The organism is Legionella sp., from assembly GCF_049790535.1.
Classification (GTDB): Bacteria; Pseudomonadota; Gammaproteobacteria; order Legionellales; family Legionellaceae; genus Legionella.
The window spans coordinates 61,209-79,229 of the sequence record NZ_JBAQZB010000162.1; the positions used below are offsets into that span (position 1 = coordinate 61,209).

The following is an 18,021-nucleotide window of genomic DNA, read 5'->3' on the forward strand; positions in this document are numbered from 1 at the left end:
TAACACATGAGTATCATTTCTCTTCATAATTTAAGCCTCAACATTGCAGGTAATCAGATACTGGATAAAGCAGATTGGCAAATACAGGCTCAGGATAAAATAGCCTTGGTTGGCCGTAATGGTGCTGGAAAATCTACACTTCTTAAATTATTGCAAGGCGAGATAATTGCAGATAGTGGCCAAATTAATCAACTATCAGGATTACGTATTGCCGGTTTAACTCAGGAAGTGCCAATTACTGGCGAAGAGTCGGTTTATCATTTCTTGGTGAAAAATTTAGGGGAAGTAGGTCAAGTTTTAACTCTATTTAATGAATTATCTCATCAAGGTGATATGGAGAAATTGGCAGCATGCCAACAGCAAATGGATAATATGCAAGCCTGGGATAAATTACCACAAATTGAGACTATGGCCAATCGTTTAGGTATCACCATTGATGAACGCATGAATAATTTATCTGGTGGTATGAAGCGCCGAGTCCTATTAGCAGCTGCGTTAATTGTTTCTCCTGATTTATTGTTATTAGATGAGCCAACCAACCATTTGGATATTGATGCGATTGAATGGCTAGAATCTTATCTAAAAAACTTTAAAGGTTCATTATTACTTGTTACGCACGATAGAGAATTTTTAGCACAAGTGACCAATCGCATTGTGGAAATTGATCGTGGAATATTGTATTCACATGATTGTGATTATGAAACATATTTGGATCGACGCGAATCTATTCGTCTTAGCGAGCAAAAACAAAATGATTTATTTGATAAAAAATTGGCAGAGGAAGAGGCGTGGATCCGAACAGGAATTAAAGCAAGACGTACGCGAAATGAAGGAAGAGTTCGATCTCTTAAAGCGTTACGACAAGAGTATAAGGCGCGTCGCAATCAATTAGGAAAGGTCAAGGCTGTTAATTTGGATATTAGTCGTTCTGGCTCGGTGGTAATCGAAGCAAGCGATGTACATTATTCATTGGGGCAGAAAAAACTGTTGCAGGATTTTTCTTTATTAATAACTCGCGGGGATAAGCTTGGAATTATTGGTCCTAATGGATGTGGAAAAACTACTTTAGTACGTTTACTGCTTGGTGAATTGCAACCAGATTCAGGGCAAATAAAGCTAGGTACGTCTGTAAGTGTGGCTTATTTTGATCAGTTACGACGGCAATTGCATGAAGATCAAACGGTTATGTTTAACGTTGGTGATGGTGCTGATTATGTAACTATTAATGGCAAACAAAAACATGTTGCTAGCTATTTACGCGATTTTTTATTTTCATCCGAACGTTTTAATCAACCTGTTTCTGTTTTATCAGGTGGAGAGCGTAATCGATTATTACTTGCCAAATTGTTTGCCAAACCTGTTAATTTCTTAATCATGGATGAACCTACCAATGATTTGGATATTGAAACCTTAGAGTTGCTTGAAAGCATGTTGATGGATTATCCTGGAACTTTGATTTTAATTAGCCATGATAGAGCATTTATCAATCAAGTTGTAACCAGTGTTTTAGTTTATGAAGAAGCAGGTAGGTTTAGTGAGTTTGTTGGCGATTATGATGAATATAAAATGCATAAAAAACAACAACAGAAGGAACGTGAAGTTGTAGAAAAAGTAGATGCTGGAGCAAAACGTGGTTCAACATCGAATAAATTAAGTTTTAATGAGCAGCGTGAATTGACCCAATTACCACAGAAAATTGAACTGTTAGAAAAGAAAATCGCTGAATTACAATTACAAATGGCTGATCCTAAGTTTTACCAGCAAGAGCCTCGGAGCATTGCGCAAATAAATCAAGACATGGCTGAAGATGAGGCTTTATTAATGAACTATTATGCACGTTGGGAAGCTTTGGAGAAGCGATTGTAGCTCCATGATGAACAGATATTTTAGTACAAAAGGAACAAGTAAATGTTATTGACTCTGGCTTTGGTTGTTTTAGGTGCCTCTATTGCGGTCTTCTTTTCACAAGAATTCATCAGCATGTTTAAAAAATTATTTGCAATTAAGGGAGTTAAAATATTTTTACCCTTACTAATCGCTTCTTGGCTTGTTTATAGATTTGATTATTTGGCTTTATGGATAGTCTATTATTATCGTGATTATTTGCAAGTTTGCTTAGCATTTTTGATCCACATAATGCCTTTCCAAGAATTTAAAGCCCCAGAGTCTTTGGTTATCCTTTTATTTACAATAACGATACTTCCAGTATTTTTAATTGATTTGTTTTTACGTAAAAAAACATTTAAAGGGTATCAATATCTTCAGATAACTTGTGTGCTCATTTTTATTGTTAGCGCCACAATATTATTGGCCCTTTAATATCTAGACTCAGCAACCAGCAACGAGTAGACTTTTACCTCTAAATCAATTTACTTTTCTTTATCTTAAATCAAATGCGATGTTTCGATTTTCTGAAAGTTGAACACAAAGTTAATAAGGAACTTGAATTATGAAAGGCATTATTTTGGCTGGCGGTTCTGGAACCCGTCTGTATCCTATTACAAAAGGAGTTTCCAAGCATTTGCTGCCAATTTTTGATAAGCCGATGATTTATTACCCTTTATCGGTTCTTATGTTAGCGGAAATTAACGATATTCTCATTATTACCACTCCTGAAGATCTGCCTTCTTATGAAAGGCTCTTAGGTTGTGGTGAGCAATTTGGGATTAACCTTACTTACGCGATACAGCCAAAACCGGAAGGACTTGCGCAAGCATTCATAATTGGGGAAGAGTTTATCGGTTCCGATTCTGTATGTATGGTATTGGGGGATAACATCTTTTTTGGGCAAGGACTGAGGCCAAAATTATTGGAAGCCCGTTCACGTCAAGTCGGTGCTACTGTATTTGGTTATCATGTAAAAGATCCAGAGCGGTTTGGGGTGGTAACTTTTGATAAAGACATGCAAGTTACTACTATTGAAGAAAAACCCAAAAGTCCTCAATCCAATTTCGCAGTGACGGGCTTATATTTTTATGATAATCAAGTAATTGAAATAGCTAAGGACGTTAAACCCTCAGACCGGGGTGAGCTGGAAATTACTAGCGTTAATCAAGCTTATCTGGAAAGTAGAAGCTTGTATGTTGAATTGTTAGGTCGAGGATTTGCTTGGCTGGATACAGGCACCTATGAAAGTTTATTGGAGGCCTCTCATTTTGTGGAAACTATTGAGCATCGTCAAGGTTATAAAATAGCTTGTTTGGAAGAATTGGCCTATAACAATGGTTGGTTGTCTGAATCTGATATGCGCAAAATAGCTGAAACGATGAGTAAAAATAATTATGGAAAATATTTGTTATCTTTATTAAAGGAATCTAGATGAATAATAGAAATAACTCATTTGATCTAATCAGGCATTTTGCGGCGTTGCTCGTTCTTTACAGCCACCATTATGCGTTATGCAAATTACCTGAGCCAACATTTCCTCAATGGGATACTCTTGGATACGTAGCTGTCGTACTATTTTTTACTATATCAGGTTATTTTATGCCAGCAAGTTATAGCAGCTCAGGTAATTTTCTTATCTTTATGACAAAACGTTGCCGTCGTATTTTTCCTGCTTTAATCGTCTGCTCCTTTCTGATGTGTTATTTGATTGGTACCATTTTTACACCACAGCCAGTGTTTGATTATTTATTGAGTGGGTCGACAATGAAGACTAGTTTACTATTTTCATCTTTTATTGGCAGACCAATTCCTGGAGTTTTCTCAGATTTTCTATATAAAGATGCTATAAATGGAAGTCTATGGACTTTACCTATAGAATTTGCATGTTATCTTATTATTGGAATAGCTCTTTATTATTGTAATAGCTTAAAATCTGTTCTCACTTTATTTATCTTGTGTATTACAGCTACCATGTTTATGAGTCATACCGGAATGAACTACATGTTTTATGGTATAACTCTAAGTTATTTGTCTCTCTTTGGTATTGCTTTTACTGCAGGTGCGCTGATGTCAATGACTCAACAACACTGGTTGCCAATTAGATTGCATTTCATGGGGGTGGCTTTATTATTGCTTTTTCTTTTGCGTGAACATCCAGAGATGCAAATATTAGGAACGCTTAGCATTGCTGTGTTGACAATAATAATAGGAGTCAGTCTTAAGGATCGATTAATCAATGGAAAGTTTGATCTTTCCTATGGAATTTATATTTATGCTTTTCCTATACAACAAATGGTCATTAACCGAGTTACACAAAACTTTTGGTTAAGTATGAGCATCTCAGTCTTATTCACTATTTTTGCCGCTTATTTGTCTTACCGATTTGTAGAAAAACCTTTTTTATATGCGAATGCATACAAATCGAAAAATATTCAAATGTCCTCTTTGAGTGTTCCAATAGTAAATTGAATAAAGATAAAATAGCATACATCATTGGCGTAAATTTGACGGTAGGTTAATGATGTCTTTTTCTTGCGGGGTGAAATAGTGTATGATAAAGTCTATAGGTTCTGGGCTTGATATTATATTGAGATAGGAACCGAATTGACTCTGCGTTTTGCTCTCACTTACAATTAGTTTCAAGCTATTCAACAATTAGATTGGTGGCTATCTTAGGATGAAAATTTTGGTTACCGGCGGAGCAGGATTTATCGGCTCAGCCTTAATTCGTTATATCATTAAGGAAACTAATGATACGGTTATAAATGTTGATAAATTGACTTATTCAGGCAATTTACGTTCGCTTGATGATGTGGCTTTAAGTAATCGCTATATTTTTGAACAAGTTGATATTTGTTCATTGGATGAAATAACTTATCTTTTCAAAATTTATCAACCCGATGCTGTGATGCATTTAGCCGCTGAGAGTCATGTTGATCGCTCAATCCACAATTCCGCATCTTTTATTCAGACTAATATCGTAGGTACTCATGTTTTACTGGAGGTTGCTCGTTTGTATTGGCGGTCATTACCTTCTTTGCGAAAAGACACATTTCGTTTCCACCATATCTCTACAGATGAGGTTTATGGGGATCTTGAAAATTCTGATGGCCTTTTCAAGGAAACCACCGCTTACGCGCCTAGTTCTCCTTATTCTGCTAGTAAGGCAAGTTCTGATCATTTAGTAAGAGCATGGTATCGAACTTATGGTCTACCTACATTGATCACTAATTGTTCTAATAACTATGGACCTTATCAATTTCCTGAAAAATTGATTCCTTTAACTATTCTTAATGCAATTGCCGGCAAATCTTTACCTATCTATGGAAATGGAACTCAAATACGCGATTGGCTTTATGTTGAGGATCATGCACATGCACTTTATCAGGTATTAAAAAATGGCTTTATAGGTGAAACTTATAACATCGGTGGAAATAATGAAAAAAGAAATATTGATGTTGTTTATCTTATTTGTTCTCTATTAGAGGAATTAGCTCCAACTAAACCTGTGGGGATAGAGAATTATGCTGATTTGATTACCTATATCCAAGACAGACCAGGGCATGATCAACGTTATGCTATCGATAACACGAAAATAAAACAAAATCTCAACTGGATTCCTAAAGAAACATTTGAAAGTGGTCTGCGTAAGACGGTTGAATGGTACATTAATAATACTAAGTGGGTGCATGGTATAAAAGATGGTAGTTATCAGATGGAAACTACTAACAATAATTTATTGTATTTTGTTTAATAATGAAAATTCTTTTACTAGGAAAAAACGGCCAACTTGGTTGGCAGTTACAGCGAGCTTTGCTTCCGCTTGGTGAAGTCATAACACTTGATCGTACTAATCGTTCCTCCTTGTGTGGCGATCTCTCAAATCTTGATGGACTTAAGCAAACTATTCATACCCTTGATCCTCAGATTATTGTAAACGCTGCTGCTTATACAGCGGTGGATAAGGCTGAAAGCGAACCCGAACTGGCAAGACTTATTAATGCACAAGCTCCAGAGGTTTTAGCACGTGAAGCGGCTGCTTTAGGTTCATTATTAGTGCATTACTCCAGTGACTATGTTTTTGATGGGAGTGGAAATAAACCATGGCAAGAATCTGATCCTGCAGCACCGCTCAATCACTATGGACAGAGTAAGCTTGAAGGAGAGCAAGCAATACAAGCATCAGGATGTCGTCATTTAATTTTTCGAACAAGCTGGATTTATAGTACTTATGGTAATAATTTTGCTAAGACTGTAATTCGCTTAGCTCGTGAGCGGGAAGTGCTTCATATTGTTAATGATCAAATTGGGGTTCCTACTAATGCAGCAACATTGGCTGATATTACTGCCCATGCATTACGAACGGCTTTGCAATTACCGGAAGTGAATGGTCTCTACCATGTGGCTCCGCAGGGAGAGGTTTCCTGGTATGATTATGCGAACTTTGTTATAAAAGAAGCCCAAGACTTGGGTGAAGTTTTTCAGGTTCAAAATATTGTGCCTATTTCCAGCGCCGATTATGTTACTCCTGCGATGCGTCCGTATAATTCAAGGTTAGATACATCAAAATTTTCTGATACTTTTTCTTTGCGTTTACCTTATTGGGAATGCGAGATGACAAGAGTGCTTAAGGAAATTTTATTGTGCTCATAATCGATTTTTTCAGCAATGCTACCGACAAAGCGCATTGCTTCGTCGATTCGGTGCTCGAATCCTCATGTATTTGTGTGTACACACCGATTCTGCTTTCCAAAAGAAGTCTTAATGAAAATTAAAAGACATCCTAAGGGCACTATTTATTCAGGCTATTAGATGGAGTGTTCGATATGAAGTTAATAAAAACTGCTATTCCAGAGGTGGTGCTTATTGAGCCTATGCTATTTGAAGATGAGCGTGGCTGGTTTATGGAAAGCTTTAATGAAGAGCAATTTCGTTGTAAGTTAAGTCAATTGGGTTTGCCTGCCCCTTCTTCTTTCGTTCAGGATAATCATTCTTTTTCAGGAAAAGGAGTTTTGCGAGGTCTTCACTATCAGTTATCTCCTCATGCACAGGGTAAAATTGTTCGTGTTGTACAAGGTGCTGCTTATGATGTTGCCGTTGATATTCGTGAAGGGTCTCCAACTTTTGGATGTTCAGTCAGTTTTGAGTTAAGTGCAAAAAATAATTACATGGTATGGATTCCCCCTGGATTTGCTCATGGTTTTTTAGCTTTAGAAGAAGATACCCATTTTCTCTACAAAACCACAAATTTTTATAATAAAGAAAGTGAAGCGAGTCTTCGTTGGAATGATCCCATCGTAGCAATTGATTGGCCATTACTTGATGATGAACCACTTCTCAATGAGAAAGATAAGTTAGCTCCGTTGCTCGATGAAATTAAAAAAATGCCTTATGAACCAGTATTGGAGAATGAGCGACTTATTGATCTACGTGTTATAGGTGACTTGCGTGGAAGTTTAATTTCAATTGAACAAGGTACAAATATTCCATTTAGTTTAAAACGTGCTTACTATATTTTTGATACTAAATCAGGAGTAAGCCGCGGATTTCATGCACATAAAAACTTACAACAAGTTGCTATCTGCGTTAAAGGAAAATGCCGTATTGTCCTTGATGATGGTCGAACTCGTGAAGAATTTTGGTTGAAATCGCCCAATAAAGGCTTATTAATTGATAATATGGTTTGGCGCGAAATGCATGATTTCAGCGAGGATTGTGTTTTAGTAGTATTTGCCAATGAGCTTTACAGTGAGAGTGATTACATTCGTGATTATAATAAATTTATTAAGGAGATAGCACGTGAAAAAAGATAAAAAGCTTGTAATCGTAGGTGCAGGGGAGCTAGCTAGGATTGCTGATGAGTATTTTAGCTATGATTCTAATTATGAAGTGGCCGGTTTTACTGTAGAAAAAGATTATTTGAATGAACAGACACTAAATGAGAAGCCTATTGTTGCGTTTGAAGAGATTACCGAACATTTCCCGCCTGAAGCTTTTGAAGCCTTTGTAGCAATTCCTGCTTCACAATTAAATAGATTGCGTACACGTTTATATCATGCAACTAAAAAGAAAGGCTATGTTTGTGCTACTTATATTAGTTCCCACGCATTTGTATGGCGAAATGTTGAAATTGGTGAAAACTGTTTTATTTTTGAAAATAATACCATACAACCTTTTGTTAAAATTGGTAATAATGTGATTTTATGGAGTGGAAATCATATTGGCCATCAAACCGTTATAGAAAATAATTGTTTTTTGTCTTCTCATGTAGTAGTTTCAGGTTATTGCAAAATTGGTGATTCCTGCTTTTTAGGAGTGAATTCAACCTTTAATGATCATGTTGAAATTCCTCGTGATTGTATTATTGCCTCAGGGGCATTAGTATCTAAAAGTCTACATCAGCCTGAAAAAATATATTATGGCGCACCAGCCAAAGAAATGCCCAAAAAGAGTTCATTTAGTATTGAACTGTAGGAGTATTGGAGAAATGAAATGGAATAAAATTGGCCATGTATTTCGTCAAGACAGTCATGATAGTTGGAGGGTCGATTCAGCTCTAACCCCCACCCCTTTTTTAATCAATGATGAAACAATTCGCGTCTATGCTGGTTTTCGCGATAAAGAAGGTATTAGTCGTATAGGTTATGTGGATTTGGATGCATCCAATCCTACATTGATCAAGAGAGTTTCTGCACAACCCGTTTTAGATATAGGAAGAGCAGGTTGTTTTGATGACAATGGCGTTATTTTGGGTGATGTGGTTCGTTATAATACTCGCTTACGTATGTACTACGTTGGTTTTCAGTTGGTTAAGCGGGCCAAATTCCTAGCGTTCACAGGGGTGGCTGAAAGTACCAATGAGGGTGAGCATTTCGTTAGAATTACCGAGGCCCCTGTTTTAGACAGAACAAAGGGTGCAAATACAATACGTGCCATACATACAGCTCTTTATGAAAATAATCGTTGGAAAATATGGTATGCAGCTGGAAATGATTGGCAAATAATTAATAATATGCCTTATCCGAAATACACTATTTGGTACACTGAATCTGATGATGGAATTTCATTATTTAAGCCTGGAGTTTTATGTGTTGATGTTGCTGACAAAGAATATCGCATTGGTAGGCCCTCAGTTTACAAAAGAAATGATTGTTATTATATGTTTTATACCAAAGGCAGTATAAGCGGTAAGGATTATTTTCCTGGACTTGCTGTGTCAAATAATGGTATTGATTGGGTAAGACAAGATGACAATTTAGGCTTAGCCTTATCAGAAGAGGGTTTTGATTCAATTCATTTATGTTATCCACGATTGGTGAATGTTCGTGATAAAACATATGGGTTTTATAATGGCAATAATATGGGTATTGATGGATTTGGGGTTGCGGAGCTTTTAGAATGGTGATTTGTCGGCCTTATACTGTAGATGCTAAAGTTAGTTGGGATCTTTTTGTTGATAGCTGCAAGTCTCCTTTGTTCTTTTTTAAACGCGACTATCTTGAGTATCATGCCGATCGTTTTGCTGATGCTTCATTGATGTTTTACCTGGATGATGTTTTAGTAGCAATTTTTCCTGCGTCAACTCAAAATGATGTTTTAAATTCCCATGGTGGGCTTACTTACGGTGGTTTGCTCTTATTGAACAAAATACGTGCTGAAAGTGTATGTGACATTGTTTCCTGTTTGGCAAAAAAAGCGCGTGAGCTTGGATTTAAAAAAATAGTCTATAAGGCAATACCCTATTTATTTTATACACATGGGGCTCAGGAAGATCTCTATTTTATCGCCAATACCCTAGATGCAAAAATTGTTCGGCGTGATTTATCCAGCGTTATTTATCTTGATAACCGCATCAAGCTTTCAAAAGGCAAAAAATGGTTGATCGCTAGAGCAAAAAAATTGGGGCTCGAGATTGGCAATTCAACTGCTTGGGCAAGTTTTCATAGTTTACTTTCACAAGTTTTGGTGCGTCATAGGGCATCTCCTGTACACTCAATTAAAGAACTTGAATATTTATCTTCTCTATTCCCCGATAATATTTATTTGAAAACTGTTGAGAAAAACGGCGTTTTGCTTGCTGCAGCTTTACTTTTTAAATTTCAGACCACGGTACATACGCAATATCTTGTAACTAATGAAGAAGGAAAAGCTTCTGGAGCTTTAGATTTTCTTATTGAGACATGTATTGAAGAAAGTAAACAGCAAGAATTTAAATATTTTAGCTTTGGTGCCTCCACGGAGCAGCAGGGAACTATTTTAAATACAAGTCTTATTGCACAGAAAGAGAATTTTGGCGCTCGTGGTATTGTACTGGATTTTTATGAGATTGAATTAAAATGATAAGTTTTCTTGATTTAAAGGAAGTGAATAAAAGTTTGGCGGATGAATTGAAGCAGGCTTGTAGCAGGGTGATTGACTCGGGATGGTACATTTGTGGTTCTGAACTTGATTCATTTGAACAGCGTTTTTCATCTTATTGTGGAACAACATACTGTATTGGTGTGGCTAATGGTTTAGATGCCTTGAGCTTAACATTAAGAGCCTGGAAAGAGCTTGGAAAGATTAAAGAAGGTGATGAAGTTATTGTTCCAGCGAATACCTATATAGCTAGTATCCTGGCAATCACCGAAAATCGGTTACAACCTGTTTTTATAGAACCTGATGAGTGCAGCTACAATCTTAGTTTGTCAAATCTTAAAGCAGCAATTACAGCAAAAACTCGTGTTATTTTACCGGTACACCTTTATGGTTGTTTAAGTGAAATGCCAGAGATTATGACCATCGCCAAACAGCATAATCTTTTAGTTTTAGAAGATTCAGCTCAGGCACATGGTGCGAGTATTCAAGGACGAAAGGCAGGTAACTGGGGCGATGCTTCTGCATTTAGTTTTTATCCTGGAAAAAATTTGGGCGCATTAGGGGATGCAGGTGCAATAACAACTAGTGATTCTCAGCTTGCAACTATTTTACGAGCTTTGCGTAACTATGGTTCCCATGAAAAATATAAAAACCTTTATCAAGGTGTTAATAGCCGTTTAGATGAAATTCAGGCAGCAATGTTAAATATAAGACTTAATTATCTTGATGGACAAACAGAACATCGCCGCAAAATCGCTAGATTGTACGTGAAAGGTATTACTAATCCAGTTATTACTTTACCTTCATACAATAATTATGAGCAACATGTGTGGCACTTATTCGTTGTGCGCTGCGCCCAGAGGGAGGCATTACAACAACATCTAAATTCTGCAGGAGTACAAACGTTAATTCATTATCCAATTCCACCACACAAGCAGGAAGCATACCGAATTTATAACCATCTCTCCTATCCCCTGACTGAACGTATTCATCAAGAGATTTTAAGTTTGCCCATGGGATCTACGTTATCCGTGGATGAAGCGCAACAAGTTATTGATATTTGCAATAGTTTTGAACCCCAGCAGGTACTTTAACCTATGACATTCATCAAAACTAGTTTGCTTAATGGGATTGCAGTTTTAGTTAAGATATTGACTTTATTAGGCATTAATAAAATACTTGCAATTTATGTGGGACCTGTAGGTTATGCTGCCTTAGGACAATTCCAGAATGCAGTGACTATGATTACAACCTTTGCCAGTGGTGCAATTAATACAGGGGTTACAAAATATACGGCTGAATATTATGATGATGAACAACGCCAACGCTCAGTTTGGCGTACTGCTGGCACGGTCGCATTTACCGGCTCTTTATTGAGTTCACTTATAATTGCTTTTTTTAGTAAAAACATGGCCGTATGGTTTTTAAAAGATGAATCTTATACAGGGGTTTTTCTTTGGTTTGCAGCCACATTGATGCTATTTGTATTTAATGCTTTGTTACTTGCTATTCTGAATGGTAAAAAAGAAATTGTTCGTTATGTGAATGCTAATATTGCTGGTAGTTTATTTGCTCTTTCTATCACAGCAATTTTGGCAGTACAATATGGCTTATATGGCGCATTAATTGCACTCGCTACATTTCAGTCACTTGCTTTTTTTACCACTTTTTTCATCTGTTGCCGTGCAAATTGGTTTAAATTTTCTTATCTAATTGGTAATTTCGACATGAGTATTGGTAAAAATCTGGCCAAGTATACTTTAATGGCATTATCGACGGCCACCTGTGTCCCTATCAGCCATATCTTTGTTCGTACTTATTTAGGTGAAGCTTTTGGTTGGCAAGCAGCGGGTTATTGGGAAGCTATGTGGAGATTAAGTGCAGCATATCTCATGTTAGTCACAACGACACTCAGTGTATACTACTTGCCACGTCTCTCTGAATTAAGAGATTCCCTTGACCTGAGAAAAGAAGTTATCCAGGTTTATAAGATCATTTTGCCTCTATCCATAGTCTGTGCCGTATTGATGTATTTATTGCGTGATTATATTATTAGTATATTATTCAGTGCTGAATTTTACCCTGTTAGAGAACTTTTTTTAGGGCAGGTCTTAGGAGATATTCTCAAAATTGGGAGCTGGATCCTAGCTTTTCTCATGTTGGGTAAGGCCATGATTAAATTTTTTATTTTGACAGAAATTCTATTTTCCGTTAGCTTTTATTTTACTGTTGTTTTATTAACTAATACTTGGGGATTTGAAGCAGTATCCTGGGCTTACGCAATCAATTATTTTGCTTATTGGATAACGATGTATTTTCTTATTTTTAGAAATCTTGAGGAGAGAGTATCTCATGGACGCAATGATAAGTTATTTAATACCTAGTTACAATCATGAGAATTATTTACCCATGCTTCTTGAGTGCATTCGATTAGATAGTGAGTACTTAACTGTACCAGCTGAAGTAATTCTCGTGGATGATGGTTCCTCTGATGATTCACCATCTATTATTAAAAAATGGACTGAAGCGAACAAAGAACATTTAAAAGTAGTTTATCTTTTGCAAAAAAATAAAGGATTGCCTGCCGTTTTAAATCAAATGATTGAGATGGCTAAAGGGGAGTATTTAAGACTTTGTGCCTCTGATGATATTATTACTCCTGGCAGTACACAGAAGCTTTATAAACAATTTAAAGTGTACCCTAATCTTCTTTGTGCTCTTGCTGATGGCAATGTGATCAATAAAGAGGGGCGTATAATTCATCAGAGTTCTATTGCTTTTCATAGAGGAACTATTAAACGACTAAAAGAACCAGATCTTTTAGTTAAGGAACTGATACAGCACTGGTGTGTGGCAGGGCCAACTCATTTAATTAAAAAAAGCCATTATAATACTATGCGTTATGATGAAACCTGTGCTATTGATGATTATGATTTATTTTTATCTTTACTTGAGATTCCTAATTCCATTATTTTTATAAACGATAGTGTTTGTTCTTATAGGATACATTCCACAAATACTTCTAAAACAAAAAATGTAATGCAACGTATTGAGAACATTAAATTTTTTCTAAATATTGTTGAGCGATATATTAATAAAGGAATACTGGTTAAGTATTTACTTCAAGTAAAATATCGAAGTAGAGCAAAAATATATTTTTTACAAAAAAAGTACGTCCGTTGTTTTTTTATTATGTGTATCAGCTTATTCTTTCAAGTTACAAGTGAGTTACAAAATTGAATTTTTTGTTTAATTCCATTTCTTTTTATTTTTTGATGCCAATTTACATTGCACTTTTATTGTTGCTCGCTTTTTTTAATATTCCCGATAACTATTATTTTAGTTTTTTCTTTTTTTTTGCTATGGTCACTCTGCCTGTAATACTCATTAAATTAATTACTCCTTTAAACATCCGTGTGCATGATTACTATCAGCAAATATTCTCCACTCCTTACCGTTTTGTTGTGTTGTTATTGTGCTTGATTATAGCTATTTGTGGGCCGATCGATATTTATGTTAATGGTTTTAAGCTACTTAATCCGGCTACTTATGCAGAAATTAATGGTATTGGCAGGTATGTGCGTCATATAACTATTCTCTGTTGGATTTTTATTCCTGTAGCATTTATTTTACTTCGATCTCCTTTCATGAAATTTTTTTTTATAACTTATGCAATTATTTTTCCTATCTTAATAATTGACAGGAATCGGTTTTTTACGTCCTGTTATTCATTGTTTTTTTGCTTAACTCTAGTTCACCAGTCATCAGAAATAGTTAAAAGAAAACTTGTAAGTAAGTTTTCATTTTGTGTTATACCTATTATTTGTGTTCTTAGTTTTGCAATAATAGGACACTATCGAAGTGGTTCCTCCTTTATAGTACCCTCATCAGGTACAATGCTGCATTATAATACTTATCCTCTTACTGATTTGTTTACAAGTCTTCCTTCCCTAATGCAGCAAATTATTTTGTATATAACAACACCTATTTTCAATTTTATAACCGTTGCATCTCAAGGTTTTATTAATCAGGATTTTTTGTTAAGTCAATTTTCTCCTTTTAATCGGGAAAGTTTTGATGTTTATCCTTATGCACCTATATTAGTTCCAAGATTCAATGTGGGAACAGAATTTTATCCCTTTTTACTTTATGGCGGTCTGTTTATGGTTATTTGGGCATTTGCTTTTTTATTATTAAGCTTTATTTTAGCCTTTGCTTTATTCAAAAAATACCCTAACATCTTTACTTTTTTAATTTTTATAAAAATATCTTATAGTGTTTTGTTTATGGGGTTTGCTCCACAATTTTACATTTTACTAAATTTGATGTTTATAGTATTGATGTGTTTTTTATGGTTTTGTTCCCATCTTTTAAGAAGGGCAATTACGACATCCCATGCTACTTGAAGGTAGCTATGAAATAATTTGGGAGAACCTATTTTGAGTTTTGCTAATCGAACTCTGCCTCAATGTGCTGTATTGCTGGCTGTGTATAATGGTATGCAATACATGGACGAACAGATTCAAACCATTCTTAACCAAACGGATGTTTGCATCACTATTTTTCTCAGTGTCGATGTTTCTTCAGATGGCAGCGAAATTTGGCTTGATGAATTATCAAAACGGGATCCTAGAGTAATTGTTTTACCCCATGGCGAGAAATTTGGCTGTGCTGCAAGAAATTTTTTCCGTCTAATTCGTGATGTTGATTTTTCAAAATTTGATTATATCGCCTTCGCAGATCAAGACGACCACTGGTACTCAAATAAGCTGAGTAAGGCCACAACTCTTCTCAATACTTCCAAGTACGACGCGTACTCAAGTAATGTGACCGCTTATTGGGCTGATGGAAGGCAGAGGCTGATTAATAAATCGCAACCACAAAAACGTTGGGATTTTATTTTTGAATGTGCTGGACCAGGCTGCACTTATGTCATGAGCTACAAGTTAATGAGTGTTATAAAGGCTCGTATGCTTGAAATTTGGGATGTGTTGCAAGAAGTGAACGCGCACGATTGGTTCTGTTATGCATTTGCTCGAGCTAATGGCTACCAATGGTTCATTGATCCAGAGCCATCAATGCTTTATAGGCAGCATGACAACAATCAGGTGGGTGTTAATTCAGGAGTGAAGGCTTATTTACGTCGTTTTAAACGAATTACAAATGGTTGTTGGCTTACACAGGTTTGTTTGCTAATACAGCTTTGTGGCATGGGACAGAATAGTTTTGTGCAAAGTTGGTCGCAATTGAGAAGAATTGATTTGCTTCGACTGGGGGTTCATGCCTTTCAATGTCGCCGTGATTTTCAGGAGCAAGTTTTATTTTTGTTTATTTGTTTTCTGCTCGCACTCACGGGAAAACGGGCTGCAATTAATGAGGCATTAGACTATTGATTACACTCATATCCTCATTTAGTGTATAATGCCACCAATTTATTTTCAGGTTGCACTATGAATAAACAGGATTTCTACTTTAATTTACCCCCAGAGTTAATAGCACAATATCCACTAGCCAAGCGCAGTAATTCACGCCTCTTAACTTATGATCGTAAGGTAAAAGAATTTGGCCATCATCAATTTAAAAATATTGGTGATTTTCTAAAACCTGGTGATTTGCTCGTTATGAATGATTCCAAAGTAATCCCCGCACGTCTTTACGGGCATAAGGGAACTGGCGGCAAAGTTGAATTGCTGATTGAGCGTATTATCGATGAATTTACTTTTCTTTCTCACATTAAGGCAAGTAAAGCCTTAAAGTCAGGTGCACTTATTTATTTAGATCAAGATAGACAGCTTGAAGTGTTGGATCGGCAGGATGATTTTTTTGTTTGTAAATCCAGTATTAAGGTTTTGGAATTAGTACATGAGGTAGGGCACATGCCATTGCCACCCTATATCAATAGAAGCGATGAAATATTGGATGAAGATCGTTATCAAACCATTTATGCAAAACATGAAGGATCTGTAGCTGCACCAACAGCAGGCTTACATTTTGACGAAGACGTTTTATCCAGTTTGAATTCAAGAGGTATTAAGGTAGCTTATATCACGCTGCATGTTGGTGCGGGAACATTTACTCCAGTTCGTTGTGATCAGATTAAAGATCATAAGATGCATCGTGAACATTTTAGTCTCAGCGCTGAATTATGTGCTGCCGTACAAGCGACTAAAGCTTCAGGACATCGAGTCATTGCGGTAGGTACTACTGCACTTCGTAGTCTTGAGAGTGCAGCGCGAGATGGTTTATTAATGCCATGTAGTCAGGACACGGATATATTTATTTACCCAGGATATGAATTTAAGATTTGTGATGGTTTAATGACAAATTTTCATCTGCCAGAATCTACTTTATTGATGCTGGTTTCGGCTTTTATTGGTTATAAAGAAGCGATGATGCTTTATCAGGAAGCAATTGAGAAAGGTTATCGATTTTTTAGTTATGGGGATACGAGTTTATTGCTTTAAGGGAGATGCGAATGTTAGTTGTCAAGAAAAATTTTATACCGGTTGTGACATCACAAGCGGGTTTATGTCTCACTGCAGAGAATTGGCACGAAGCAAAAGCGACTGCGCTATCTTATTCTTTAGAGTTTTTGTTGCATAAACCAGGACAAGAAGTACTGAGAAAAATAACTAATTTACCTCATTATTTGGGTTGGTCCGGCACTCTTATATTAAATGCAACGTCTTTGGTAGCCAATAGAGAAGGAACATATACTCTTAAGTCACCTTATGATGGTTCTAAAATCAAATTAACCTCTTTTGAGCTCATTGAATTAGTCCAACATTTAAAACCAGATGGGATCATTTTACCCAAAAATATTCTTCGAAATTGTGCTTTAATTTGGGAAAAATGGCCTGATGCCATTATTCCATTTATTCATGTAGAGGATTGTCAATCTGAAGAGATTGGACGAACCCATGGCGTGTATTTTAACGACATCAATGAATCAACATTAATCCAATTGGAGCAATGGTCCCATTTGCCACGTTATGTAATGGGTACTATTAATGCAGAATTGCTCCACTACATACGAAGTAAAGACGTTGAATTTATAGAGTCCGATGAACCCGCAAACGCGGCGTTACATGGAAGAGTTTATAGTCAAAGAGGTGATATTGATTTAACCGATTGCAGCACCGAAAAGCAATTTGAAACAATTGACCCTGATTGCAACTGTCCTGTGTGTTCACAGCAATTTACTAAAGCATATTTTCATCACTTGTTGCAGCATACACCATTATTATGTCAGCGACTTTTAATCCAGCATAATGTATTTTGGCTGGCAAAGTAAAGCAGATTGCCACTCCCAAGAAAAACTCCCGATTTGTCCAAATTTAGATTTTGAAGACCGACTTACTTATTGGGCGTAAATACTTGCTTGGTATAAACTTAAGACTAAGTAACTACAGTGAAAGACCAAAACAATCTGCTGAATTGTCTGGCTCAGGGTTTTTTTCCTCGTTTATATATTTACTAATAGCAAAGTATCCAACTCTAGCAAGCACAGAAGTAATGCCTAACCCAGTTATTGCTATCAAACCCGGTATGCCAAAAGTTGCCGCATTTAGTAAAACAATAAAAGCAGCTGCCACAGCGGCACACCCCACTACGGCCATATACCCATTTAAAACCGTCATGTTATTAATATAACGCCAGTTATGGATAAGAAAATTATAATTACTTGAAAAAATATTGAATAAAAAGATGGTGCTTGATAGATTTCTCTCTTTTTTAAACCGCCAAGTTATGAAAGGAGTCGAAATGCTATTAGCA

Annotated in this window: 18 protein-coding genes and 1 pseudogene; 18 read left to right on the forward strand and 1 reads right to left on the reverse strand. The window is 36.2% G+C overall.

Going from position 1 to position 18,021, the window contains the following annotated elements:
* Nucleotides 1–6: 6 nt before the first annotated feature.
* The 18 genes and pseudogenes from WA877_RS11450 to WA877_RS11535 all read left to right on the forward strand — a co-directional run bounded on the left by WA877_RS11450 (nt 7) and on the right by WA877_RS11535 (nt 17,539).
* A complete protein-coding gene (locus WA877_RS11450) occupies nt 7–1,866 on the forward strand; it encodes an ATP-binding cassette domain-containing protein (RefSeq protein WP_425171047.1) in 1,860 nt (619 codons plus the stop codon).
* 42 nt (nt 1,867–1,908) lie between these two features.
* Nucleotides 1,909–2,319, forward strand: coding sequence for a hypothetical protein (locus WA877_RS11455; RefSeq protein WP_425171048.1), 411 nt, complete (start codon nt 1,909–1,911; stop codon nt 2,317–2,319).
* A 130-nt stretch (nt 2,320–2,449) separates the two neighbouring features.
* Nucleotides 2,450–3,322: a glucose-1-phosphate thymidylyltransferase RfbA gene (gene rfbA / locus WA877_RS11460; protein WP_425171049.1), complete on the forward strand. Its 873-nt coding sequence runs from the start codon at nt 2,450–2,452 to the stop codon at nt 3,320–3,322.
* Nucleotides 3,319–4,356, forward strand: a complete 1,038-nt coding sequence (locus WA877_RS11465) for an acyltransferase family protein (RefSeq protein WP_425171050.1) — start codon at nt 3,319–3,321, stop codon at nt 4,354–4,356. Before rfbA ends, WA877_RS11465 begins: the two co-directional genes overlap by 4 nt.
* 208 nt (nt 4,357–4,564) lie before the next feature.
* Complete coding sequence (gene rfbB / locus WA877_RS11470; RefSeq protein ID WP_425171051.1) at nt 4,565–5,641, forward strand: dTDP-glucose 4,6-dehydratase; 1,077 nt, start codon at nt 4,565–4,567, stop codon at nt 5,639–5,641.
* Between the two features lie 2 nt (nt 5,642–5,643).
* Nucleotides 5,644–6,540, forward strand: coding sequence for a dTDP-4-dehydrorhamnose reductase (gene rfbD, locus WA877_RS11475; RefSeq protein ID WP_425171052.1), 897 nt, complete (start codon nt 5,644–5,646; stop codon nt 6,538–6,540).
* A gap of 173 nt (nt 6,541–6,713) precedes the next feature.
* Nucleotides 6,714–7,253 (forward strand): annotated as a pseudogene (gene rfbC / locus WA877_RS11480) (dTDP-4-dehydrorhamnose 3,5-epimerase); the annotation flags it as partial.
* A gap of 18 nt (nt 7,254–7,271) precedes the next feature.
* Nucleotides 7,272–7,700 (forward strand): sugar 3,4-ketoisomerase, encoded by a 429-nt coding sequence (locus tag WA877_RS11485; RefSeq protein WP_425171065.1) that lies wholly within the window; start codon nt 7,272–7,274, stop codon nt 7,698–7,700.
* The gene (locus WA877_RS11490; protein WP_425171053.1) at nt 7,687–8,361 is read left to right on the forward strand and encodes an acetyltransferase; all 675 of its coding nucleotides are present in this window, start codon (nt 7,687–7,689) and stop codon (nt 8,359–8,361) included. Before WA877_RS11485 ends, WA877_RS11490 begins: the two co-directional genes overlap by 14 nt.
* A 13-nt stretch (nt 8,362–8,374) precedes the next feature.
* Nucleotides 8,375–9,292: a hypothetical protein gene (locus WA877_RS11495; RefSeq protein ID WP_425171054.1), complete on the forward strand. Its 918-nt coding sequence runs from the start codon at nt 8,375–8,377 to the stop codon at nt 9,290–9,292.
* Nucleotides 9,286–10,227 (forward strand): hypothetical protein, encoded by a 942-nt coding sequence (locus WA877_RS11500; protein WP_425171055.1) that lies wholly within the window; start codon nt 9,286–9,288, stop codon nt 10,225–10,227. Before WA877_RS11495 ends, WA877_RS11500 begins: the two co-directional genes overlap by 7 nt.
* Nucleotides 10,224–11,339, forward strand: coding sequence for a DegT/DnrJ/EryC1/StrS family aminotransferase (locus tag WA877_RS11505; protein WP_425171056.1), 1,116 nt, complete (start codon nt 10,224–10,226; stop codon nt 11,337–11,339). Before WA877_RS11500 ends, WA877_RS11505 begins: the two co-directional genes overlap by 4 nt.
* Before the next feature lie 3 nt (nt 11,340–11,342).
* Nucleotides 11,343–12,629 (forward strand): O-antigen translocase, encoded by a 1,287-nt coding sequence (locus WA877_RS11510; protein WP_425171057.1) that lies wholly within the window; start codon nt 11,343–11,345, stop codon nt 12,627–12,629.
* Complete coding sequence (locus WA877_RS11515; protein WP_425171058.1) at nt 12,598–13,485, forward strand: glycosyltransferase family 2 protein; 888 nt, start codon at nt 12,598–12,600, stop codon at nt 13,483–13,485. The genes WA877_RS11510 and WA877_RS11515 overlap by 32 nt, the downstream gene beginning before the upstream one ends.
* Nucleotides 13,482–14,651 carry a hypothetical protein gene (locus WA877_RS11520; protein WP_425171059.1) on the forward strand — a complete coding sequence of 390 codons (1,170 nt, stop codon included), beginning with the start codon at nt 13,482–13,484 and terminating at the stop codon, nt 14,649–14,651. The genes WA877_RS11515 and WA877_RS11520 overlap by 4 nt, the downstream gene beginning before the upstream one ends.
* Before the next feature lie 33 nt (nt 14,652–14,684).
* Nucleotides 14,685–15,638, forward strand: coding sequence for a glycosyltransferase (locus tag WA877_RS11525; RefSeq protein ID WP_425171060.1), 954 nt, complete (start codon nt 14,685–14,687; stop codon nt 15,636–15,638).
* Between the two features lie 57 nt (nt 15,639–15,695).
* Nucleotides 15,696–16,709 carry a tRNA preQ1(34) S-adenosylmethionine ribosyltransferase-isomerase QueA gene (gene queA / locus WA877_RS11530; RefSeq protein WP_425171061.1) on the forward strand — a complete coding sequence of 338 codons (1,014 nt, stop codon included), beginning with the start codon at nt 15,696–15,698 and terminating at the stop codon, nt 16,707–16,709.
* Between the two features lie 11 nt (nt 16,710–16,720).
* Nucleotides 16,721–17,539 carry a tRNA-guanine transglycosylase gene (locus tag WA877_RS11535; RefSeq protein WP_425171062.1) on the forward strand — a complete coding sequence of 273 codons (819 nt, stop codon included), beginning with the start codon at nt 16,721–16,723 and terminating at the stop codon, nt 17,537–17,539.
* Nucleotides 17,540–17,651: 112 nt separating this feature from the next.
* On the opposite strand, the gene WA877_RS11540 is transcribed toward WA877_RS11535, so the two are convergent.
* The coding region (locus WA877_RS11540) for a hypothetical protein (RefSeq protein ID WP_425171063.1) at nt 17,652–18,021 on the reverse strand (370 nt) is incomplete at its 5' end.

Coding starts and splice junctions, on each gene's coding strand:
- rfbB (WP_425171051.1), top strand. CDS start 4,565: ATGAAAATTTTGGTTACCGGCGGAGCAGGATTTATCGGCTCAGCCTTA.
- WA877_RS11495 (WP_425171054.1), top strand. CDS start 8,375: ATGAAATGGAATAAAATTGGCCATGTATTTCGTCAAGACAGTCATGAT.
- WA877_RS11465 (WP_425171050.1), top strand. CDS start 3,319: ATGAATAATAGAAATAACTCATTTGATCTAATCAGGCATTTTGCGGCG.
- WA877_RS11505 (WP_425171056.1), top strand. CDS start 10,224: ATGATAAGTTTTCTTGATTTAAAGGAAGTGAATAAAAGTTTGGCGGAT.
- rfbD (WP_425171052.1), top strand. CDS start 5,644: ATGAAAATTCTTTTACTAGGAAAAAACGGCCAACTTGGTTGGCAGTTA.
- WA877_RS11450 (WP_425171047.1), top strand. CDS start 7: ATGAGTATCATTTCTCTTCATAATTTAAGCCTCAACATTGCAGGTAAT.
- WA877_RS11515 (WP_425171058.1), top strand. CDS start 12,598: ATGGACGCAATGATAAGTTATTTAATACCTAGTTACAATCATGAGAAT.
- WA877_RS11500 (WP_425171055.1), top strand. CDS start 9,286: ATGGTGATTTGTCGGCCTTATACTGTAGATGCTAAAGTTAGTTGGGAT.
- WA877_RS11510 (WP_425171057.1), top strand. CDS start 11,343: ATGACATTCATCAAAACTAGTTTGCTTAATGGGATTGCAGTTTTAGTT.
- WA877_RS11485 (WP_425171065.1), top strand. CDS start 7,272: ATGCCTTATGAACCAGTATTGGAGAATGAGCGACTTATTGATCTACGT.
- WA877_RS11535 (WP_425171062.1), top strand. CDS start 16,721: ATGTTAGTTGTCAAGAAAAATTTTATACCGGTTGTGACATCACAAGCG.
- WA877_RS11455 (WP_425171048.1), top strand. CDS start 1,909: ATGTTATTGACTCTGGCTTTGGTTGTTTTAGGTGCCTCTATTGCGGTC.
- queA (WP_425171061.1), top strand. CDS start 15,696: ATGAATAAACAGGATTTCTACTTTAATTTACCCCCAGAGTTAATAGCA.
- rfbA (WP_425171049.1), top strand. CDS start 2,450: ATGAAAGGCATTATTTTGGCTGGCGGTTCTGGAACCCGTCTGTATCCT.